This is a genomic window from Bombilactobacillus thymidiniphilus, assembly GCF_023380245.1.
Taxonomy (GTDB): domain Bacteria; phylum Bacillota; class Bacilli; order Lactobacillales; family Lactobacillaceae; genus Bombilactobacillus; species Bombilactobacillus thymidiniphilus.
Map to the genome: position 1 here is coordinate 43688 of NZ_CP093365.1, position 23330 is coordinate 67017.

General features: G+C 35.8%; 22 protein-coding genes and 1 pseudogene. 7 read left to right on the plus strand and 16 right to left on the minus strand.

What is annotated here, in order from left to right; translation table 11 throughout:
* Positions 1 to 91: 91 nt before the first annotated feature.
* Together MOO47_RS00290 and MOO47_RS00295 are read right to left on the minus strand one after the other, a co-directional pair.
* Positions 92 to 856 (minus strand): DUF4811 domain-containing protein, encoded by a 765-nt coding sequence (locus MOO47_RS00290; RefSeq protein WP_249512861.1) that lies wholly within the window; start codon positions 854 to 856, stop codon positions 92 to 94.
* Positions 856 to 2364, minus strand: coding sequence for an MDR family MFS transporter (locus tag MOO47_RS00295; protein WP_249512862.1), 1509 nt, complete (start codon positions 2362 to 2364; stop codon positions 856 to 858). Before MOO47_RS00295 ends, MOO47_RS00290 begins: the two co-directional genes overlap by 1 nt.
* A gap of 148 nt (positions 2365 to 2512) precedes the next feature.
* On the opposite strand from MOO47_RS00295, the gene MOO47_RS00300 reads away from it, so the two are divergent.
* The 4 genes from MOO47_RS00300 (at position 2513) to MOO47_RS00315 (ending at position 5080) form a co-directional block, all read left to right on the plus strand.
* On the plus strand, positions 2513 to 3091 hold the full coding sequence (locus MOO47_RS00300) for a TetR/AcrR family transcriptional regulator (RefSeq protein WP_249512863.1): 579 nt from the start codon (positions 2513 to 2515) through the stop codon (positions 3089 to 3091).
* 130 nt (positions 3092 to 3221) lie between these two features.
* Entirely contained in the window at positions 3222 to 3893 is a 672-nt protein-coding gene (locus MOO47_RS00305) for a hypothetical protein (RefSeq protein ID WP_249512864.1), read from the plus strand.
* The gene (locus MOO47_RS00310) at positions 3877 to 4428 is read left to right on the plus strand and encodes a M60 family metallopeptidase (RefSeq protein WP_249512865.1); all 552 of its coding nucleotides are present in this window, start codon (positions 3877 to 3879) and stop codon (positions 4426 to 4428) included. The genes MOO47_RS00305 and MOO47_RS00310 overlap by 17 nt, the downstream gene beginning before the upstream one ends.
* Before the next feature lie 262 nt (positions 4429 to 4690).
* Positions 4691 to 5080 (plus strand): putative mucin/carbohydrate-binding domain-containing protein, encoded by a 390-nt coding sequence (locus MOO47_RS00315; protein WP_249512866.1) that lies wholly within the window; start codon positions 4691 to 4693, stop codon positions 5078 to 5080.
* Between the two features lie 237 nt (positions 5081 to 5317).
* Here the strand turns inward: MOO47_RS00315 and MOO47_RS00320 are convergent, their stop codons facing one another.
* The 5 genes and pseudogenes from MOO47_RS00320 to MOO47_RS00340 form a co-directional block, all read right to left on the minus strand.
* Positions 5318 to 5653: a mucin-binding protein gene (locus MOO47_RS00320; protein ID WP_249512867.1), complete on the minus strand. Its 336-nt coding sequence runs from the start codon at positions 5651 to 5653 to the stop codon at positions 5318 to 5320.
* A pseudogene (locus MOO47_RS00325) lies at positions 5654 to 5938 on the minus strand (hypothetical protein); the annotation flags it as partial.
* Positions 5939 to 5977: 39 nt separating this feature from the next.
* Positions 5978 to 6364 carry a hypothetical protein gene (locus MOO47_RS00330; RefSeq protein WP_249512869.1) on the minus strand — a complete coding sequence of 129 codons (387 nt, stop codon included), beginning with the start codon at positions 6362 to 6364 and terminating at the stop codon, positions 5978 to 5980.
* A 245-nt stretch (positions 6365 to 6609) separates the two neighbouring features.
* Positions 6610 to 7014, minus strand: coding sequence for a hypothetical protein (locus MOO47_RS00335; protein ID WP_249512870.1), 405 nt, complete (start codon positions 7012 to 7014; stop codon positions 6610 to 6612).
* A 189-nt stretch (positions 7015 to 7203) separates the two neighbouring features.
* Positions 7204 to 9234, minus strand: a complete 2031-nt coding sequence (locus MOO47_RS00340) for a BspA family leucine-rich repeat surface protein (protein ID WP_249512871.1) — start codon at positions 9232 to 9234, stop codon at positions 7204 to 7206.
* Positions 9235 to 9610: 376 nt separating this feature from the next.
* Between MOO47_RS00340 and MOO47_RS00345 the strand changes: the two genes are divergently transcribed.
* Positions 9611 to 11002, plus strand: a complete 1392-nt coding sequence (locus MOO47_RS00345; RefSeq protein ID WP_249512872.1) for a DHA2 family efflux MFS transporter permease subunit — start codon at positions 9611 to 9613, stop codon at positions 11000 to 11002.
* A gap of 8 nt (positions 11003 to 11010) precedes the next feature.
* Positions 11011 to 11433 (plus strand): MarR family winged helix-turn-helix transcriptional regulator, encoded by a 423-nt coding sequence (locus MOO47_RS00350; protein ID WP_249512873.1) that lies wholly within the window; start codon positions 11011 to 11013, stop codon positions 11431 to 11433.
* A gap of 48 nt (positions 11434 to 11481) precedes the next feature.
* Here MOO47_RS00350 and MOO47_RS00355 read toward each other — a convergent pair whose 3' ends face one another.
* From MOO47_RS00355 to parE, 7 genes are read right to left on the minus strand one after another with little or no spacing between them, the layout of a single operon-like run.
* Positions 11482 to 12138, minus strand: coding sequence for an NAD(P)-dependent oxidoreductase (locus MOO47_RS00355; protein WP_249512874.1), 657 nt, complete (start codon positions 12136 to 12138; stop codon positions 11482 to 11484).
* Between the two features lie 12 nt (positions 12139 to 12150).
* Entirely contained in the window at positions 12151 to 13059 is a 909-nt protein-coding gene (locus MOO47_RS00360) for an ROK family protein (RefSeq protein WP_249512875.1), read from the minus strand.
* A gap of 18 nt (positions 13060 to 13077) precedes the next feature.
* Positions 13078 to 14310, minus strand: coding sequence for an ArgE/DapE family deacylase (locus MOO47_RS00365; RefSeq protein WP_249512876.1), 1233 nt, complete (start codon positions 14308 to 14310; stop codon positions 13078 to 13080).
* A 35-nt stretch (positions 14311 to 14345) separates the two neighbouring features.
* Positions 14346 to 15275: a manganese-dependent inorganic pyrophosphatase gene (locus MOO47_RS00370; RefSeq protein WP_249512877.1), complete on the minus strand. Its 930-nt coding sequence runs from the start codon at positions 15273 to 15275 to the stop codon at positions 14346 to 14348.
* 43 nt (positions 15276 to 15318) lie between these two features.
* Positions 15319 to 16287 (minus strand): LysR family transcriptional regulator, encoded by a 969-nt coding sequence (locus tag MOO47_RS00375; protein ID WP_249512878.1) that lies wholly within the window; start codon positions 16285 to 16287, stop codon positions 15319 to 15321.
* Positions 16288 to 16316: 29 nt separating this feature from the next.
* The gene (gene parC / locus MOO47_RS00380; RefSeq protein WP_249512879.1) at positions 16317 to 18764 is read right to left on the minus strand and encodes a DNA topoisomerase IV subunit A; all 2448 of its coding nucleotides are present in this window, start codon (positions 18762 to 18764) and stop codon (positions 16317 to 16319) included.
* Positions 18765 to 18775: 11 nt separating this feature from the next.
* Complete coding sequence (parE, locus tag MOO47_RS00385; RefSeq protein ID WP_249512880.1) at positions 18776 to 20770, minus strand: DNA topoisomerase IV subunit B; 1995 nt, start codon at positions 20768 to 20770, stop codon at positions 18776 to 18778.
* Positions 20771 to 20876: 106 nt separating this feature from the next.
* Between parE and plsY the strand changes: the two genes are divergently transcribed.
* Positions 20877 to 21503, plus strand: a complete 627-nt coding sequence (plsY, locus tag MOO47_RS00390; protein WP_249513575.1) for a glycerol-3-phosphate 1-O-acyltransferase PlsY — start codon at positions 20877 to 20879, stop codon at positions 21501 to 21503.
* Between the two features lie 75 nt (positions 21504 to 21578).
* On the opposite strand, the gene MOO47_RS00395 is transcribed toward plsY, so the two are convergent.
* Complete coding sequence (locus MOO47_RS00395; protein WP_249512881.1) at positions 21579 to 22268, minus strand: methionine ABC transporter permease; 690 nt, start codon at positions 22266 to 22268, stop codon at positions 21579 to 21581.
* Positions 22268 to 23323, minus strand: a complete 1056-nt coding sequence (locus MOO47_RS00400; RefSeq protein ID WP_249512882.1) for a methionine ABC transporter ATP-binding protein — start codon at positions 23321 to 23323, stop codon at positions 22268 to 22270. Before MOO47_RS00400 ends, MOO47_RS00395 begins: the two co-directional genes overlap by 1 nt.
* Between the last annotated feature and the right edge of the window lie 7 nt (positions 23324 to 23330).

Genomic DNA, 23330 nt, shown 5'->3' on the forward strand with positions numbered 1-23330 from the left:
CTCACCTTCACTATTGTTAATGACTTATACTTTATCATATTTAGCAATAAATAAAAAAACCACTGCCTCTCAGCAGTGGTTTTTAGATAAATTATTTCAACATCATTTTGACTTGTTGAGCAGCCATTTTAGCTTGCAAGTATTGTGTATATTGCTTCAAATCACTCGCACTAGCTTTAGGATGCTTTTGTTGATATTGCTTCAATTGCATGCCCATAACCTGTTGCATTTGTTGTTGAGCAGCTTTAGTTTGCGCAGGATCAGTTGGAGTTTGTTTTTGCTTTTTAGCTAACGACTTAGCTTGTTGAGCAGATAAAATAACCCAAGTATCCTTTGGTACTTTGACAACTGTACGTTGCTTAATCAAAATCCGCTTACTATTATTCAAGTCAAACAATTTTTCCATTGTTTTATTCTTATATACCCAATAGGTGGATTTTGTTTGCGTCGTTGCCTTAGTGCTTTTCGTAGCCACTAATTGATAGTGTGCTCGCTTTTTAACAGCAGAAACAATCTTCTTTTTATTAGGCATAAAATGAGTTGCTGGTTTTTTATCTTTAGCTTGATCACGATAAACTAAAACATAGTTATTAGCCGATTTACCTAAACGTTGTGCTAACAACATGTTGACTGGTGAGTTGGCTACTCCAGCAGAATAAATCTGTTTTTCTTTTGTCGTAACAGTTTGTTGCTTCATACCATAATGTTGTTGCATGTTCAAACACAGTAATAATACCGACACTAGCAATGCTCCTGTTGAAAGCAAACCGCAAATCCAACGTAAAGTACTATTACTAATTAATAACCAGCAAGCAGCCATCAGAATGACTAGCGCAACGATAATATATAAAATCATTAACGATCACCTGCCTTTTCATTTTTTAGGAAGATTACAAAGAAAATACCAAGGACTGCAAAAATTAATCCAGTTAAGAAAGCCAATTGGAAACCATCCATGGAAGCACTCAAAACATGTTGGGTATAAGCCATAGGATCTGCCTTTTGGAAATGATGGGAAGGAGTATTATTATTGATGACATTTTGCGTCATGGAAGTTAAAACCGCTACAACAATAGAGGAAGACACCTGCCGTAAAGTGTTATTAGCAGCTGTTCCGTCAGTACTTTTTTCTGTGGGCAAAGCATCCATAGCACTTGTCGTCAATGGCATCATGACTATCGCTACGCCACCCATACGGACTGCATATAAGACAGTAATTAAAATAGTAGGTGTAGAACTACTCAAAAAGACAAATGGTAAGGTTCCCGCTGCTAAAACAAGAAAACCAACAAAAGTCATTCGTTTAATACCAACTTTGTTATATAAAGAACCACTAATTGGCGACATTAAACCAACGGTTAAAGCACCAGCTAGCAAAGTCAACCCTGATTCAAAGGGACTCATATGATGAATATTTTGAAGATACGTTGGTAACATCATCTCAACGCCGTACATCGCCATAGTTACTAAAATTAAGGCAATACTTGGTAAGGTAAAGTTCTTATTTAAAAAGACGCGCACATCTAGAAACGGTACTTCTAGACGGGTTTGACGCCAAATAAAGACAATCAAAATCAACAGACCGACGATAATTGGCAAGATAACAGTTTTCATATCACCCCAGCCATTATCAGCAACATTAGTGAAACCTAGTAAGAATAAACAAAAACCAACACAGGACAAAATTAAAGACCAAACATCCAATTTTACATTTTTACTAGGAATAATATCTTTCATTAAGAAAGGACTTAAAACGAAAGCAATTGCAATAATAATTAATGGAATGACAAAAATATTCCGCCAAGAATTAGTAATCGTTATACCTAACACAATATGATTCTTGTCTAAGATCCAACCACTCAAAGTAGGACCAATGGCTGGTGCCATACTAACAACTAGGCCACTAATACCCATGGCCAATGCTCGTTGCTCACGCGGAAACATATTTAAAATCAAAACTTGCATTAATGGCATCATAATTCCTACAGCCATCGCTGCTAAAATACGTCCAACTAAGAATATCCACCAAGAATTAGAATTCTCTGGTGTAAAATAAGACATACCAATACCAACTAATAACATGCCATAAGAGACAAAATGTAACCACTTTGTAGAAAAACGAGTTGCTAAGTAAGCAGAAATCGGCACCATTACTCCATTTGCTAGTAAAAACCAAGTGGTAGCCTGTTGGGCCGTTGCTAAATCAATATCAAAACCTTTCATTAAGGTAGGCAAAGCTGTTCCAAGTGACGTTTGCATCAAAGTTCCAGCAAAAGTCGCTAATAAAATCAAAGCTAAAATAGCACTGCGATGATAAGGTTTGCCTTTTTCATCGCGTAGTTGCTGCGAATTATTTTCGACCAATGAAAATTTATCTCCTTTTCTTTTACAGATTGCATATCATACTAGTACTATAATAAATATTTTTCAATAACCAAAATAAATCAAACTGTATAATATTGCACAAAATGTTATAATTTAGTTCAATATTAAAAATAATAGGAGCTAATCCATGAGTTACGACCACAAAATTCAACAAACCAAAACGGATCTCAAAACCGCATTAATCCAACTCATGCAAGAAAAAACTTTTCCAGATATTACAATTGAATTAATCGTCCAACAAGCACAGCTTACACGCGGAACATTTTATCGTTACTACCATGATAAGTATGCTTTAATTGACGAAATTGAAGACGACTTAATTAATCTTTTTAGTCAATATCATGACAATGTAGTTAAATATGAACAACATCTATCGGTCGCCAATTTGATTCCAATGTTCCAAATCATTGAAAAAAACAGCTTAATTATTCATACCTTATTAGGTAATAACACACAATATAGTAGCTTTATTCATAAGCTGAAACAAAAACAAGATCAATTTATAGAACAAAATACCACTTTGCAATATCCCAATGCTGAAAAGCAACGTATTGTGCACAACTTAGTTTTTGGGTTAACGATTCAAATTTTAACTATCATTACCCAGCCCGACCGCCAACTATCTTTATTGAGTTTAGCTGAAATATTTACTAATGTTATTAAAAATGGTTTTTTACAGACTTTAATTTTATTACAAAACGAATAGAAAAATGTAGATAATTGAGTTGAAAATGGCAAAATATATTTGTGTTTAAAATATATATCTGGGGGTTGCAGAAAATGCATCACATAAAAAAAGTGTATGGCTTTTATTAGTAATCATTATTTTTTTAATAGTGCCAGCTACCAAAATACATGCACAAACAACTACTAGCCAAACAATTCAAGCTATTCCTAAACCAACTTGGATTTATAATGCTGGAATGAGTAAGGGTAAATATCATGATCGTCAAGATCTGGGTTTTATTTTACCAACTAATCAAGAACTCAAAGTACGCCAAACTAATCCAAATTTTACGGGTAAGCTAACTTTGCGCCTGCTGGGAAATGATTCTAAATTGGAAAAAAGTGTAGATATCAATTCTAACTGGGTGATAATCGGCGCTGATTCACCTTTAGTTCCTTTTATTGACACACCTTGTGGTAATACTTCTGCCACAGTGGAATACCAATTAACTAATAACAGCAAGGAAAAAAAATTACCTATTTATGAATATCATGATAATGAACATACTTTCTTCCAAACTTGGGATCAAGAAAATAGTGATTTTTCCTTAATAAAAGGTAAGGATTTTCAACTACTAATTCCTAAATGTGATAAAGAGTTAGCTCGTAATTTAAAAGACTTCAATAATCTTGATGAATTGCTTGAACATTATAATGATCTGGTTAGTTTTTACAATAAAATGGCAGGTTTTGATAATTCATCTGAAGTTAATCAAAATAGGCAAAATCGTTATTTTTTGAGAGCTGATACGCATGGTGCTGGCGGTGCTTATTATAAGTGATGATTGGGCATCTAATAGTGCTAAAACCGCAGACATGTGGCTGAATGAAGATGAATGGGCTGATTTGCACGAAATTGCTCATGGATATCAAGCAGGCTTTAATGATATTGGTATGTATACTGGCGAGGTTTCTAATAATTTATTTGGTGTCCAATACCAATATGCTAAATATGACAAAAAAGCTGATCAAACAGGCTGGTTGTTTGATTATGGTAATAAAGAAACCGTCGAAAATAATTTATATCAAGATTTAGTTACCAAGCATGGCACTTATGATTCGTCAGATTTACGTGGTCAATTAATTCTTTTATCCTTACTAAAACAAAAAGCTGGCGACGAATCATTCACCAAGATGTATCAATATTACCGTAAAATAGCTAATCAACCAGGATTTAAAAAGCAAGATTACCTTTTGCCAGATTTAATGAATACAATTTATAGCGTGAACAGTAAACAAGATTTCACTCCTGTGCTGCAACGTTGGGGCTTGGATGTTGATGACACACAAGCTTCTAAAAATCATATCCTGCTGTAACTTCTTTAGCTGATGTTGTTCCGCAAGATCATGTAAAGCAGGCTCATGATTTATTGGATAATAATATTTTAATCAATTCGAATTTTGAAATGGTCCAAAATAATGATCTCAGTCCACTCAATTTACATGGAAATCTAACTTTAAAGCTTAATTCCAATGATCAAAAAAACTTGCCGTAGTTTCTGTCACTCTCCAAGATGGTAAAAAAGTAGCAACTCAACAAACAATCAAAAAAGCTGAGACTACCTTGTCATTCAAAAATTTGCCAAATGGTATCTATACTGCTAGCTTTAGTGGTCCACAGATGGATAATTGTGTACCCGATAATAATTATATCTATGTTAAAGATACTGATAACAACGTTACAATTAACCTCAGTAAAATTAATTATAGCTCTTTGACTAATCAAAAAATTGATTTTCTAGGCTTAGGAGACGATCAGTTTGCTAGCCTACAAACAAATCTTGACAAGCGTCAAGCCGCTTTCAATGTGACACAGACTGATCCACACGCATATTATAAGGGCGAAGTTTATGCTCAAGTTGTAGTTAGAGATTCCAGTAACAATGTTAAGTTTGAGACCACTTTGTTGGGTACCGATAATCCGACTGGAATTTATAACATTGAATTGAATATCGGTGATACATTGTAAATCTATCATGCTGAAACGAAAACTCGCTTGCGTTGTGACGCTGATATTATTGATAAAACTAATCAAAATAATAGTTGGTTGGTAACTAAATCAGGATTGAAAATGAAAAACTGCCAAGTGCTACTCAACAAGATTTAGTTCCCAAAATTAGTCCTCAAAGATTATTGAAGTGAGGTTAAATAAACTATTCTAAACTGCATAAAAAAAGACGAGTTGATTACTCGTCTTTTTATTTATCTACTTATCATTTTGTGTATAATAAATATCCACCACTTGATCAGTCATATCACTGCTTACCGGGGTTTCTTCTACCGTACTTTGACTTGGGGTATAACCATTGAAAGTCGGAACTTCATATTCGTCCCAATAATCCGTGGACCAGCGACCATAGGTCTTATCACCAGTGACACAATCAATCTTCACACTGCGCTTTAAAGTAACCCATTGCGTGATGGTCTGTGTTTGCCTGTTTGGTTGGTGCAAGTTAATCAAACGCACAATTGAATGTTGCTCATCACTGAAGTCCAACGCATGACTAACTAAAACGTTAATTGTTTGATCAGTATTACTCATTTACACATTTGTAGGTAGTACACTGGCTAATTGATAACCATCGGGCAAATCATATTGTGGGGTTATCGTAGAGACTTTGGCGCCGCTGTACTTTTGCGAACTCACTGTCTTACCGTCGGCATCTACATAATTAATCGTTAAGCTGTATTGAATTGGGACGTAATAAACGTCAATTGTTTGATAAGCTGTGTCACTGTCAATATCGACCATAGGAATTTCCGTTTGAGTAGCCTTATAATCGGGTATGTTTGGAACAGTCACATTAGACCATTGAGCTAGCGTCCAAGCACTATAGCTAAAATAGTACCATCACTATTCAATGTTTTAGTACGCGTAATAAAAGCGCGTTGCGTTTGCGTTCAAGCCATCAGGTAAGTGAAAATTGATTGTACGGGTAACACTGTGTGTTTCAATAGTATCAATTGGTGTACTGTCCCAATCATAAACCGTTACTTGGTCACGACCCGTTAATTCCATTAAATCTTTGGAACTATATTTTTGACCTTGGTGATATCCACTAGTAGCTACCCAATTAGGCGAGGTTACTTTTTTGTTGGTTCCCGGAATTGTAGTGCCAGTTTTAGGCACATCTGCTAAAGCAGAATCATCATGTAAATTGGTTTTGGATCCCAAAACTAAATGAGATAAACTGCTATCCCAATAAAACATATAAGACACATCAGTTACTTGGGATGTAACTAAATTTGCCAAATTAATCTGAGCTACATAATACAAATCGGCAAACAAGTAAGACGAATCAGCATTTGCTACAACACCTGGATCAAAATTAATCGTAGTTAAACCATTAATATAGTCAGTATTATCAGCTAAAACATTACTTTTAATTGATCCGGAGCCTAAAGTACCAGAGTGAAATGTTAAAGTGTAATCCTTATCTTGTTGCGTTAAATTCCAAGCACTAGTACCCCAGACACCACTCGCTATTGTACCAGATGTTACTGGAGTAGTAGTTGATTATGAAGTTGAGCCATCATAATTTGTCGTAGTGCTAGAAACTGGTTGATCCGTATGTTTGCTGCAACATTAGTGCTAACATTGTTGTTCACTGTTGTATCATTGCTGGCAACTGTTGTACTGGAAGTAGCTGACGGCGAATCAGTCACGATATCGTTATTATCGTCTGCAATTGATGCTTGCGTTGTAGCTTGTTGCTGGGCAACAGGCACTTGCGTACTGTTACCATCCGCATTGTCAGTACTTGCTGTTTGAACAGCTGCCGGCATATTTTGCTCCGCAGTTGGATTCGTATCGGCCGAAACAACTTGTTGTGTGAGTACTAATCCACACACCAATCCCAAAAACGTGCCGGCTGAAGTCAAACACCTTTGTCGCTTATTCAAAAGAAGTCTTCCTTAAATATTTATAATATAAAACTTATCCGAGTCTCTTCATATGATATAATTATTTAATTTAGATTAGAATTGAAGGCTTGTATTCTATTTTTGCAAACGTAAACACACTACTGTTTACCATAAAAAGCAACTAATCACACTCAAAGAAATTAATTGCTTAAATCCTAAATTAAATAGCTAAACATTCTTGGAATAATAAATATCAATTTGTGAAACATCAGGTGTATCACTATCCACACTAGTACTTGCAACATTTTGTGAATCTGCAGTATAGCCAAGTACAATTGGTACTATATATTTGTCAAAATTACCAGTGCTCCAAGCGCCATATGTTTTTTCACCTGTAACTTGGTCAACGTATACCTCACGATAAATGACGGCTGTTTGCGTTACTGTTTTTTCAGAACCGTCTGGATAATGAACATTAATCAGTCTCATCGGCGTCTTTGATTCAGAAGTTTGCGCAATTTGATGCGTAACATAAACATTAATTGTTTGATTACCTGAAGCATCTACAGTAATACTTTCCTGTGGGGTTTGAACAAAATCATATCCATTAGGAATCTTATAATTAACATGAACAGTTTGACCGTAATATAAATTCAAGGTTTGCTTGCCAACTTCTTGACCTGATTCATCAATATACTTAATGGCTACTTTTTCTTTATGTGGAGTGTAATAAATATCAACCGTTTGATCTTGATCAAAATCACTAATTGGTTCAGCTGGAACATGAAGTTTAGTTACCCAATAACCTGAAATTTTAGGAAGTTGATAAGCTTCAAATTCATCATTTGACCAATCACCATATTCAACTGTGCCATCACTATGGTATTTCACTGTGCGCTCAGCCTTACCTGATTGCATTACAACTGTAATCTGTCCATCTGGCTGATGAATACTAATTGTTCTTGTTAAAGCCTTAATTTCTTCAGCATTTGATTGTCCGGTATCCCACTGATAAGTCGTTACTTGATCACGCTTGGACAAACTATTTAATACATAAGTACTATAATGATGCCATTGTTTATCACCATCTATTGCAACCCAATCATTGGACATAACTTTGCGATCAGTTCCAGGCACTGTTTGATAAGCCATATGATCATTATCTTCCAAAGTCAGCTGTAATGCTGGCCCTACAGTGATACTAGCTAAATTACCACTCTCACTAAACATATGATCAAATGTTGCTATATTTGAAGTATCAAAGTTAGCCAAATTCAAATTCGTTAACCTAGCACAATTTGCAAACATATAACTCATCGACTGAACTTTGGAAGTAACAAAATTTGATAAATCTAAGCTTGTCAAACTGGAACAATGCTCAAACATTGCAACCATATTTGTCACTTGAGATGTATCAAAGTTTGACAAATTTAAATTACTTAAACTAGAACAATATTTGAACATTTGTGACATATCAGTAACTTGCGCAGTGTCAAAACTACCCAAATTCAAATCGCTCAAATTCTCACAATATTCAAACATTTCTGCCATATTAGTGACTTTAGAAGTATCAAAGTCTGACAAATCTAAATTAGTCAGATTTTTGCAATCATAAAACATTGCATGCATATCAGTTACTTGGGAAGTATCTAAATTCGCTAAACCATCAATTGCTCTCAAATTATGCAAACCTGCAAACAAATTTGATGAATCTGCATTAGCAATAACATCGGAATCAAATTTAATTTTGTTAGCTCCCACATTAGAAAATTGTGTTGCATCGTTAATGCTACCTGCCCCTAAAGTTCCAGCATGGAAAGTTAAAACAGAATCATTACCATTTTGCGTATAATCCCAAGCACTAGTACCCCAAATACCACTCGCTGACATAGCCGGCGTGGTAGAAATATCAGCTGCTTCTTCAGAAGATAAATCATTTGAAGCTGAAGCAACACTAGCATTATTTGTTGAGTGAACTGCATCATTGGCATCAACAATATTGCCATTATCATTGTTATCTACAGTAGGTGTAGTTTCATTTGTAACTACGGACTGTGTGGCTACCTGCTGTTCACCAGATGCGCCTGCATTATCTGCCAAAGTACCAGCATCATTAGTTGTTGAGTGAATTACTTCCTGTACATTTTGCTCAGCTGGCGAATTAGTGTCAGCAAACACAACCTGTTGTGTCAGCACTAAGCCACATACCAATCCTAAAAATGTGCCAGCTGAAGTTAAACCCTTTTGTCGCTTATTCAAAATAAATCTCTCCCTAATATTTAAAATTATATAGTACTTATCCAAACCTCCTTATATGATATTATTATTGAATTTTGATTAGAATTATAGACTTATATTTTATTTTTGTAAATATCTAAACATTTTTCGCAATATATTTTTAACATAAAACAAAGAATGATTAATTCAATTATTTATTGCTTGCAACCAGATTTTTTAAGAAGGCAAAATTAATCCCAACAAACTTATTCATTAACTTGCACATTATAAGAGAGCTGAATTTGTATGTACTGTCCATGGCTTCTAACCATCACTTGACTTTCAGAGTTTAACCATTTAACATAATTGTTTGTTTATAGTTAGCTTGCTAACTTTTTTGATAATAGGAGGAAGATTAATGAATAAAAAGTTAGATACTAAATTAGTTATGGCAATCATTGCTACAGGTTTAATGTCTTTTTGCGGTGTACTAATCGAAACCGCTGGAAATATCACTTTCCCCGTATTAATGCGAGAATTTCATGTTAATATGGCTACTGTTCAGTGGATGACAACCTGCTATTTGTTGATGGCAGCCATTATCATGCCTTTATCAGCCTATTTCAAGAAAAATTTTGCCAAACGGAAATTATTTTTTATCGCTGCTCTTCTTTTTCTATTGGGTTTGATAATTGATGCCAGCGCTACTAATTTTATTTTGTTAGTAAGTGGTAGAGCTCTGCAAGGAGCTGCTACCGGCATTGCCCTACCTTTAATGTTTAACATTATTTTAGAACAAGCTCCTAGTAACAAAATTGGTTTGCTCATGGGCATTGGTACCATGATCACGGCCGTCGCCCCTGCTTTAGGACCAACTTTTGGTGGCTTAGTTGTGAATTCACTGGGTTGGCGTTATATCTTTATTTTTATTATCCCAATTATCATTATTGCACTTATTTTGGGTATTATTTTTATTAAAAATATTGACCAGCAATCCTTAAAACGTACTAAATTAGATTTACATGGTTTTATTAGTATTGCACTGTCTTTTGCTGGTCTCATTATCAGCTTTAGTAATCTAGCCACTATTCAACAACAACCCGTCAAATTCATTTTGCCACTAATATTAGGAGTAATTTGTCTGCTCTACTTTAGTCGACACGAATTAAAAACTAACCAACCGCTCATCAACATTCGCCTGCTGCAAGAAAAGCAGTTTACACAAGGACTTAGCGCTTACTTTTTATTTCAGATTAACACTTTAGGCTTGTCTTTCATCTTACCCAACTATGTTCAACTAGTCAATCACCAAACCGCTATGATCGCTGGATTATTAGTACTACCAGGTGGTGCGCTCGGTGCGATTTGTTCACCTATTAGTGGACGTTTGTTAGATCAATATGGTGCCCGCAAACCTATTTTAATCGGTGCTACCCTAGAAATTATTAGTAGCCTATTATTCAGCATTTTTGCTACTAATTTAACATCAACAAAAATCGCTTTATTTTATGGTTTAACCATGCTTGGTATTGGTTTAATTATGGGTAATATTATGACACATTCATTAAGCTTGTTGCCAACCACACAAAACGCTGACGGTAACACTCTTTTCAACATGATGCAACAGTTTGCTGGTGCTACAGGGACAGCTGTCATTTCTGCAATCATGCAATTAGTGCAACAAAAAAGTACCGCAACACTGGCAACTAATAAAACCATTGCAGGTGCACGTGCTGCCTTAATTGTTCTCGTCGTAGTAGTATTTGTAGGTATATACTTACTTCATAAAGCTACTTGTACAAAAAAGTGATAAATTAAATGAGAAGATTAGGCATTGCTTTGCAACGTGCACAAAATACTTTAAGTCGCCAAGCTGATACTTTTGCTCGAACTTTGGATTTAACCGGTACCCAAATTATTATTATTGATTTTTTAAATAATCAACCTGTGGATCAACCAATTTATCAAAAAGATATTGAACAAGAATTCAATATTCGTAAATCAACCGCAACTAATATTTTAAATTTGATGGTCAAAAAAAGGCTGATTATTCGCCAAATCGGCACCCATGATAAGCGCCTTAAACAAATAAGTCTATCGCCTCAAGCCCAACAGCTAGCAGTTCAAATTGACACTTTTTTTGAAAATTCAGAAAAAGCTATCAGAGATAAATTAGGAGACACTGCTAAGCAAGAACTAACAAAACAATTAGAAAAATTATTTAAAGAAACAAATATGTAGATCAAAAAAGCAACTAGTGAGCTAAAAACTCTTTCTAGTTGCTTTTTATTAGGCGTTAATAACCGTAAAACGTTCCTGATGATGTTTAGGATCCTCAATTTCAGACAGAACGACTTGCGCCATAGTTTCTGAAGAAGTTTGCGATTTTCCAAGATCGTTGTACAATAAATCGTCATGTCCCAATAAATATTTAGTAGCAGCACCTGCTTGAAACAATACACCAGGAGAAATGCCAAACCAATCAACGTTGTCGATATTTTGTAAAAATTGTAATTCTGCCAATTGATTTTCTGGGATAGCAATAAAGCTAGCATTTTGCGGATCATTTTGCATATCCTTCACAAACAAATGCTTATCACTACCCGTTGTCAAACTTCCAGCACCTAAAATAAATCCCAGACGCGGTTTGGATAGTTCACGCAATTGTGCAACCAAATGCGTTGCCAGATCCACATGCAAATATGCAGTTTGCGGCGCCGTACCAAATGCATCAATAACTACATCAAATAACTTTAAATCAGCTTTGGTCAATGCAAAAGCATCACCCGCCAAAATTGTGAACAAATCGCTAGTGATTTGTTCCTTTAAAGCTGTCAAATCAGCTTTTGAACGACTAATTCCCGTCACTTCATGACCGTGCGCTACAGCTTGTTTAACTAATGCTGAACCAGCCATGCCTGTTGCACCAATTATTAAAATTTTCATATCTTCATCCCCTTAGTTGAGAGCAGTATTAACTTGCAAAAAATGATATAAAGCTCCACAAAGATTAGCATCATTTTGAAATTTTCCGGTAACAATTTCTGGTTGAGTCAAGGTTGTTGCTAAAATTGGCAATTTCTCGCGTAATTTTTGATACTCTATTTTAATGGTCTGAGCCACAATTGGTTGAGCAGAAATACCTCCACCAATCACATAACGCTCCAAATCTAAAACTGCCTGCATATTATTAATCAAAACAGCTACATCATGACAAAATTCTTGAAAAATTGCTGTAGCCTTAGCATTATGCTGTTGAATCGCAGTAAAAACAGCTTCACCATCCGTCAAATCTGGCAGTTGCAAGGCTTTAGCAATCTTTTTAATCATGCCAACTGCAGATCCATGAGCACCAGAGAAACTATTTATGTCTAGCGCTTGATCCTGTAGCATAAAACTAACTTCACCAGCTTGGAAATGACTGCCTGTTAGTAATTGGTGGTTCAAAACGATGCCACTACCAACACCCGACCCCAAAACCACCGCAGCACCATTAGTAACATCTTGCAAATTGCCGAGCCACATTTCAGCTTGTACCGCAGCTTTAGCATCATTCTCTACGGTGATTGGAATATCGTCAGCTACTTGAATCAAATCAGGCAAAATTTGCTGATCCAAAAAAGTCAACAAACCACCACCGTGGATACGTTCATTTTCATGATCGACGCGTCCAGGAACACTAAACGCTAAACCTTGGTAGGCACCAGTATAACCATCAACGATATCTTGCACTACCGTCAAAAAATCTGCTAAACCTGTCAGGGGCGTTGCACATTTATCTTGACTAACAACTTGTCCCTTTCGATCTAGCAAGGCATATTTGATGTTCGTACCGCCAACATCAATGCACAAAAATTGTTTACTCATTATCTTTTAGTCACCGTTCTAATCCTTAAAAAAGGCAATAATTAATTTTTGGTAGATTTCAATAAAGTCTTGATACATCTCTAAACTAACATACTCGTTGTCTTGATGTGGATTATCATTGCCTGGACCAAACATGACATAATTAGCCCCTGTTGGTTTATCAATTAACAACTTGGAAGCATCGGTACCACCAGAAACGCCCATTGTTAATAACTGATCTTTGGAAAACTCCATACCAGATAAAGATGCCATTTGTTGCAACTTCTGTAAATTTTCCGCAGTATAATGCTGATCTTTACTATATTGTTTCAAATAAGGTTGAGCAATTTGTTGAATCAATTTAATAATCTTGGAATCTTTCTTACCTACGATTGGCACAATATCCATACCAATTTCCATACTAATTTCGCCATTTGTGGACTGATTATATTGATCAATCTGTTGTTGAATTATAGCCAAAATCTTTTGATTATCTAATTCTGGAATTGTACGAATATTCAATACTGCTTCAGCAAATCCCGGAATAGCATTATCCTGGCTACCACCATGGAAAGTATCAATATTAAAGACCGTGTCACCTAAGACTTCATTAGTAGCATCATCAATTGCTTGTTGCATGCTTTCTTTAATGTTATTGAGGACATTAATTAAATGTTCTACAGCATTATTCCCCAATTTAGGCATGGAACTATGTGCTGCTTTACCACGTGATTTAATATGCAAATCTAATTCACCCTTACTAGCATAAGGCACGCGAAAACCAGATGGTTCAGCAACTAGTAAAGTATCGACGTCATTCATATAACCGGCTTCAAACAATTTTTGAGCACCTTGTTGACCAACTTCTTCACCAGCTGTAGCTAATAAGCGCACTGTACCATTTAAAGGAACTTGTTGTTCTTTTAATTCCATTAGTGTAATCACTAAAGCGGCCAAGCCGGCTTTCATATCAGTAGATCCTCGACCATATAAACGATCGCCTTTTTGAGTCAATTCAAAAGGATCTGTTTGCCAATTTTCTCGCTCTACATCGACTACATCCATATGCCCAGTTACAGCTAGAACTGGCTTGCCAGAACCAATTTCAGCAACTAAATTGGCCCGATCACCATCTAACGGTAAAATTTCACTATTAATTCCCACCGTTTGCAATAATGATTGTAAATATTCTGCAACTTGTTTTTCATGATCATTGACTGAAGGGATACTAATTAATTTTTGTAAAATCTCTAACTTTTGTGAATTTTTCATTATTTTCGCCTACTTTTTATCAAGATATTTAGATTTTAAAATTGTTCTTGTAAAGGAGGGACAATTTGTTTCTTACGTGAAACTACACCAGGTAATTCCATTAAATTATCATTTAATTGCTTGCCAAAAGCTTGCTCAGCCTTAGCTAATAAAGTATGTTCACCAACAGCAAGTAATGTCGTCTCACTGTTTAAAACATTAGTAATAGCTAATAAAAACAGATCATAATTATTATTAGTAGAACTATTATTCATAGCTTGTACAAATTCATTTTTGCGTGCTACAGCTTCGGGTAAATCGACCACATTAATCTGGGCAATACGAACTTGGGCAGTACTCATTTCAAAAGTCTTTGCATCTTCATCAATCAAATCTTCAGCCGTTTTATCAGCAATATTGGCACCAGCTTTAAGCATTTGCAAGCCATAAGCTTGATAATCTTCGCCAGCAATTTCAGCTAAAGCACGCACTGCTGTTTTATCTTGTTCAGTGGTAGTAGGAGATTGCAACAACAAAGTATCAGAAATAATTGCTGATAGCATCAAACCCGCTAACTGAGCCGAAATGGTGATCTGTTTTTCATTGTACATTTCCCACAAAATCGTGCTAGTACAACCTACTGGTTCAGCACGATAATATAAGGGTGCCACCGTTTCAAAATTAGCAATTCGGTGATGATCTACCACATTAGTCACCGTCACGTTAGCAATGTCTGCCACACTTTGTTGAGCTTCATTATGGTCAACTAACATCACAGCGGTGACTTCTGGGGCAGCATTTTCAATGATGCGCGGAGCTTTTTGATCAAAATGATCCAAAACAAACTTGGTTTCGTCGTTCAATTCACCTAGAGCTACCGCCTCTACATCTTTGCCTAATTTATTTTGCAAATTGGCTAGTGCAATTGCCGCTACAATTGCATCTGTATCTGGATTCTGATGTCCAAAAACTAGTTCTTTACTCAAAAAAATCCCTCCAAATAAAATTATTCATAATCATACAACAATTTTAACGCATTACAGAATCTTTTAAACGTTGTTGATACGATTTATCATGTACAAATTGGTCCCACGCATTCAAAAAAGTAGCAATCCGCGGAATATTAGCCTTTTCTTTACGATAGACAAAATCTAATTCGAAATCAAACTGTGGTTCAATATAAGTTTTATGCAAACTAATTTTTGAACGGTTAGCTCGAACAAAACTTTCAGGTAAAACAGCACAAGCTTTTTTCTCACGCGCAAAGCGTAATATTTGATGTGGTGAAGCAAAAAGCGCTAAACTACGAGGTGGATTCACTAATTTATTCTTGAATTGTTCGTTTAATAATTCTGTTAAATAATAATTACTTGGATAACTGACCCACGGTTTAGAAGCGGCATCTTCTAAAGTGATCGTGTCAGCATTCTCCCATTCAGAATTATTGTGCAATAAGATGAGCTGTTCATGATAGATACTTTTTGTCCGATAAGGCTTCCAGTTCTTAATGGAAGAATCGGGCAAATACATAATAGCTAAATCTAATTGATTATTCTCCAGTTCATCCCAAAGTTCACGCCGAGTCAATAACATCAATTCCACCACGACATCGGGTTGCAAATTGTTATACCAAATAATAAATTCTTCAAACACACTATCTTCTATAGTCGATAACATGCCAATTTTAATAGCACCAGTGGATGATAATGTGGATTTTTGAATCTTGTCAATGGCGGTATACATCGTAGTGTACATCTCGCCAACTGATTGCAAAAGAATGCGTCCGGCATCAGTCAGATGGATTTGCTTACCTACCGAATAAAACAGGGGGGTACCAATATTTCGTTCAATTTTTTTAATTTGTTGTGTTAACGCTGGCTGCGTAATTCCTAGGGAACGCGCCGTTTTTGTGTAGTTTAAATTTTCTGCCAATTTAGCAAAATAACTTAAAGATTTAGATGTAAAAACATGTGTAAAATTATCTTTACCAACAGTCATATACTAATTACATACCTCACTTATTTTTCTTACACCGTAGGTGAAGATTTTTTCACTTGGATTATTGTTCCATCATGAGCAATATCAACTACAAAAGAGCCATTTGAATAACGATCAACCGTTGAAAATTCTGTCATTGCTAAATGGACTTGATAATTATTTGCAGTCTTAATATCTAATATATCATTTTTCGCAAATAATGAAACAAATTTTATCATGTGAGGATTTTTTTTCAATTCACGTAAAGTTAATATACCTCGACGACCACGAGTCGTTAATGGCAATTCTGTCAATCTCATTTTTTTGAAAGCACCACGTTGCGTCAAAATACCGATAAATTCAGTATCACTTTCTGACGTAACTAAAACAAAACTCACAATTTCATCTGCCGGTTTCAAAGCTAAAAATTTGACTCCGGCAGCTTTTGGTCCAACTGTTGGTACTTCCGTGAGCAAAAAACGCAATGCGTAAGCGTGCTTAGTAAAGCCAATTATTTCTATAGCTGGATCTATAGTAGCAATATAACTAACTTGTACTACTGCACTACTGTCTTGGTGCATTTTCATTGCCATTGTGGGACGCGAACGATAAGTTCGACCTGGCAAAAGTTCATTAAAACTAACTTGCTTAATGTAGCTATCATTAGTAGCTAAAACAAAATTACCAGCTTGCTCTAAATCTGCAAAAATAAATGCATTCACAATAATTTCATCTTTAGCCAAAGACATTAACTGGGAAATATGTTGCCCTGTTTCTTTCCACTTAGTATCGATTAATTCATGAATTGGTCGATAAATAAGATTTCCCTTATTAGTGAATAAATAAAGATGCGACAAGGTGGATGCTTCACTATTTAAAACAATCTCATCGTTATCTTTCAAACCATTATCTTGTGGCGTTGAAGCTTGATAGGAACGCAAACTACTACGCTTCAAATAACCTTGTTGACTCACTAGAACACGCACTGTTTCATCACCCACAAGTACACGTCGATCAATTTTGATTTCTTCTACTTGATCTTGTACTTGGGTCAAGCGTGGCATAGCAAATTCTTTTTTCAAGGCTTTGATTTCTGTTTTAACTACTAATAATAATTCTTTTGGATCTGCAATTATTTTTTGAAAATGCGTAATTTTAGCTTGTAGTTCCGCCTGTTCTTTTTGTAACTCACTAACATCAGTATTCGTTAAACGATAAAGTTGCAAAGACACAATAGCTATAGCTTGTTCTAGCGAAAAATTATAAGTTTTCGCCAAATTATTTTGCGCATCTTGCTTGTTTTTGCTAGTTCTTATTGTAGAAATTACTTGGTCTAAAATATTCAAAGCTTTAATCAAACCATCCACAATATGCAACCGTTGTTGCGCTTTGGTTAGATCAAATTGCGTGCGTCTCAAAACAACATCTTGCTGATGTTTAACATAGGCTTTTAAAATTGGTAATAAACCTAGCTGTTGTGGACGCATGCCTAAAATAGCTACCATATTAAAATTGTACGTAATCTGCAAATCAGTATTTTTGTACAAATAATTCAAAACACTTTGAGCATCAACTTCGCGCTTCAATTCAATCACAATCGATAATCCGTGGCGATCTGTTTCATCACGTACTTCCGCAATACCTTCTATTTTATGCGCCAAGCGAATTTCATCTATTTTTTTGACTAATTGAGCCTTATTAACTTCATAGGGAATTTGCGTAATTACAATTTGTTGGCGATGCCCGCGCAACTCTTCAATATTAGTTTTCGAGCGCAGCACCACTTTACCGCGACCACTTTTATAAGCCTGTTTAATACCTTCAATCCCTTGTAAAATACCTCCAGTGGGAAAATCCGGTCCCTTTACATATTTCATAGCCTGCTCTAGCGTTAAATTAGGATTATCTATTAAAGCAATTGCAGCATCGATTACCTCACCCAAGTTATGTGGCGGAATTTCTGTAGCATAGCCAGCCGAAATACCAGTGGCACCATTAACCAATAAATTTGGCAATCGCGCCGGTAATACAGTTGGCTCTTCTTGCGTATCGTCAAAATTGAGTACCATATCGACAGTATTTTTATCAATATCTTGTAACATTTGTTGAGAAATTTTGCTGAGACGTGCTTCCGTATAACGCATGGCAGCAGGTGGATCACCATCCATAGAACCATTATTACCATGCATTTCAATCAAAGGAGCGCGTAATTTCCAGTCTTGACTCATCCGAACCAATGCTTCATAAATCGAACTATCACCGTGCGGATGAAAATTACCCATTACGTTTCCCACAGATTTAGCAGATTTTTTAAAAGACTTCTCATAGGTATTATGATCTTGAGCCATTGCATACAAAATCCGACGTTGTACTGGTTTTAAACCGTCACGAACATCAGGTAAGGCTCGTTCTTGAATAATATATTTGGAATAACGTCCAAAACGATCACCCATAATTTCTTCGAGGGACAGCTCTTTAATTCTTGCATCATCAACCATTATTTTGCCTCTTATTTATGATTTAATTGTTCTTTCAAATCTTGTTCACCGATACCAGCAGTTTTAGATTCATCGCTATCTAAAATACTGCCGTCGTCTTCTAAATTAAATTTAACGTTTTCTTCTATCCATTGCCTACGCGGTGCTACCTTGTCACCCATCAAAGTGGTGACCCTTCTTTCTGCTAATGCAGCATCATCAATGCGCACACGCACCAAGGTTCTAGTTTGCGGATTCATAGTCGTTTCCCACAATTGATCTGCATTCATTTCACCCAAACCTTTAAAGCGCTGCAAATTATAACCATTGCCAATCTTTTTAGTGACCTGAGTCAACTCTGTATCTGTCCACGCGTATTCAATTTGGGTTTTACCAGCACGACTTTTTTGTAATTTATATAGCGGTGGTAGTGCAATATACACTTTGCCAGCTTCTACTAAAGGACGCATATATCGATAAAAAAAGGTCAACAACAAAATTTGGATGTGTGCACCATCAGTATCCGCATCAGTCATAATAATAATTTTATCGTAATTGCTGTCATTCACGTTAAATTCAGCACCAACACCAGCACCGATAGTATAAATCATCGTATTAATCTCTTCATTTTTGAAAATGTCATCCAATTTAGCTTTTTGCGTATTCAAAACTTTGCCCCGCAACGGCAAAATTGCTTGAAATTTTCGATCGCGACCTTGTTTAGCCGAACCACCAGCAGAATCACCCTCAACTAAATATAATTCATTTTTTTTGGCGTTATGGGATTGCGCTGGTGTTAATTTACCAGATAAAACACCTTGATCTTTTTTCTTTTTTTGACCGCGACTATTTTCTCGTGCTTTACGAGCCGCTTCACGCGCTTGCCGAGCTTTCAATGCTTTTTTAACTAAAGTTTGTCCAAATTCACCATTTTCCAGTAAATAAAAGGTCATTTTTTCATAAACTAAATTATCGACTGCACTGCGCGCTTCTGGTGTTCCCAACTTACCCTTAGTCTGTCCTTCAAATTGCAACAAATCTTCCGGAATTCGCACCGATAAAATCGCACTTAAGCCTTCACGTACGTCGCTGCCTTCCAAATTCTTATCGTTATCTTTGAGCAAACCACTTTTACGAGCATATTCATTAAAAGCTTTTGTCAGCCCAGAGCGCATTCCAACTTCATGGCTACCGCCGTCATTAGTGCGCACATTATTGACAAAAGATAAAACACTTTCAGAGTAACCGTCATTGTACTGTCCAGCAAATTCAATTTCAATCTTGTTTTTGGTGCCTTCAAAATAAAAAACATCTTCAATAGTATCCTTGCCTTCATTGAGATACTTAACAAAAGATTGAATTCCATCTGCATAACAATAATTTTCAGTTGTCTCTTGTCCAGCGCGTTCATCAGTTAAAGTTATCTTAACTCCTTTAAGTAAGAAAGCTGATTCCCGCAGACGTTCTGCTAGCGTATTAAAATTGAAAGTAGTAGTTTGAAAAATCGTATCATCAGGCTTAAAAGTAATTGTCGTTCCGTTAGCTTTTTTAACCTCGCCAATTTTTTTCAGTGTCCCGACTGGTTGACCGCCATTTACAAATTCTTCTTCATATGCAATGTGCTCACGCACTACTTCAACTTTGAGCCATTTAGACAGTGCGTTAACTACTGAAGAACCAACTCCATGCAAACCACCAGAAGTTTTATAATTATTCTCAGAGAATTTACCGCCAGCATGTAGCACCGTCAAAATCACTTCAATGGTTGGAATACCTGACTCGTGCATCCCTGTTGGCATACCTCTTCCCTGATCTTCAACTTTAACCGAATTATCGATTTGAATGGTGACCTTGATCTCGCGACCAAAGCCAGCCAAAGCTTCATCGACCGCATTATCAAAAATTTCATACACTAAATGATGTAAGCCACGTGCGTCAGTAGAACCTATATACATTCCCGGTCTTTTTCGCACCGCCTCTAAACCATGTAAAATTTGGATCGATGAATCGTTATAATTACTTGTCATATAAACTCACTTTCAAAAAAAACAGAATATTTAAGCATTTTGTATTAAAATATAGCTTTAGGATTAGTATCAATCAGGCTAGTTCCTGATCACGGAGGTTTTATTGTTGTTAAAAATCGCAATCTGTTTTATTTTAGCATATCTGATTGGATCATTTCCCTCAGCTTATGTTATTGGCAAAGTATTTTTCAAACAAGATGTTCGCCAGCTTGGTAGTGGTAATATTGGTACGACAAATACTTTTCGAGTTTTTGGTGTTCTACCCGGAATTACAGTATTAGCTTTAGATATTTTTAAGGGAACTTTAGGTGCCAGTTTACCGATGTTTTTCCAAGTTCCCGGCAAACAATGGATGATTATTATTGGTTTAGCAGCCGTTTTAGGACATTGTTTTCCCATCTTTTTGCATTTTCATGGTGGCAAAGCAGTGGCTACCGCTTCTGGTATTTTATTAGCCTACAATCCACCATTATTTTTGTTTGCCTTTTCAATGTTTACAATCATTGTATTATTGACTAGCACAGTCAGCATTGCCAGTTTAATTTCTTTGCCGGTTTTAACCATTGCCATTATCCCTACACATGATCCGTATTTTTTAGCTGCAGGCATTTTGGTGACGATTATTGTTTATTGGCGTCATTTATCCAACATTAAGCGTATTTTCAGTCATCAAGAAAATATTATTCATGTTGGTTTAGTTTACTATTTAAGTCAAAAAAAAAGTAAAAAATAGCAATATTATAGTTTTATTTTGATAAAGAACAATTAAAAATGATGTGCTGGTTTAAAAAGCCAACACATCATTTTTTTAATGTTTCAATCTTCTAATCAGCCAATCTCCTAAACCTTGTACAATAAATACTAAGACTAAAATTAAGATCATAGCAACAAACGTTACATCATTTTGAAACCGCTGATAACCTACTGCAATAGCCATATTGCCCAGACCGCCTCCTCCGACAGCCCCAGCCATCGCTGTTAAGCCAATCAAACTAATCAAAGTTAATGTCCCTGATCGTACCAACTCAGGTAATCCTTCTTTTAAATAGACATGATAAATAATTTGCCATGAAGTCATTCCCATTGCTTGTGCCGCTTCTAAGACACCTGGATCAACTTCTAAGAGCGCTAATTGTACTTGACGAGCAAAAAAAGGTGCCGTCCCAACAATCAAAGGCACTAAAGCTCCAGTTGGTCCAATAGTCTGCCCAACAATTAATTTAGTAAAAGGACCGATAACCGCTAACAAAATGACAAATGGAATGGAACGAACCAGATTGACAATCTTATCTAAACAATAATAAAAACGTGGATGCGGTAAAATACCGTCATCAGCAATGACTACCAAAATAATTCCCAAAATCAAACCCAAAATACCTGCGAAGAGCGCACTCACAAAAGTCATATAAAGGGTTTGGTAAATGGCACCTACAAAACCATTATCACCACTCCAATTTACTACAACATTAGGAAACCAAGAATTAATTATTTTTTGCATTAGTGTACCTCAATTTGTGTTAAATCAATTTTTTGTACGCTGATCCCTAGCTGATCTAAATAAGCTAAAGCTGCCACAATGTCTTCTTTAGAACCAGCAAACTCAACTAGCATAATGCCAACAGTCGTGGCCTGCAATTGTTCAATATTACTAAATAAAATATTCGCTTGTAAATTAAACTTTTTATATAGTTCAATTACGATTGGATCATTAGTTACTTGCCCAACATAATTGAGCTGATAAACTTCTGTAGCTAGATTAGATTGCTTGATTTCTTGAAGCGCGGAAGATAATTGCGTCGCTGAATTAACAAATTGCTGAGCAATCTTAGTTTGTGGATGCCCAAAAATTTGAAGCAAACTGCCGCGTTCGATAATTCTACCTTGGTCCATGACGGCTACGTTTTGACAAATTTGCTTAATAGCATCCATTTCATGCGTAATTACCACAATTGTAATCTGTAATTTTTTATTCAGATATTTTAATAAATTTAAAATTTCAGTCGTGGTCTCTGGGTCTAAGGCACTAGTCGCCTCATCAGAAATCAAGATTTGTGGATCATTAGCTAAGGCTCGAGCAATTGCTACTCGCTGCTTTTGCCCACCAGACAACTGACTTGGATAACTAGTTGCTTTATCACTTAAACCAACTAATTCTAATAAATGAGTAACTTTTTGTTTACGTTGTTTAGCGGTAAATTTTGAACCCAACAATGGAAAAGCAACATTACTAAACACTGTACGGGCTTCCATTAAATTAAAATGTTGAAAAATCATACCAATTTTTTTACGCGCCTGTCGTAATTCAGCAACAGACAATTGTAAGAGATCTTGACCATTCACGTGCACTGTTCCATGAGTTGGTGTTTGTAATAAGTTAATTACTCGTACTAAAGTACTTTTACCAGCACCAGAATAACCAATAATACCGTAAATATTGCCTTGTTGAACAGTTAAATCCACTTGGTTGACAGCCCGAACAGTTTGCTCATGACTATGACTACCAAAATCTACATCAATATTTCTCAATTTAATAATCGCATTATTTTCTGTCATCTAACTT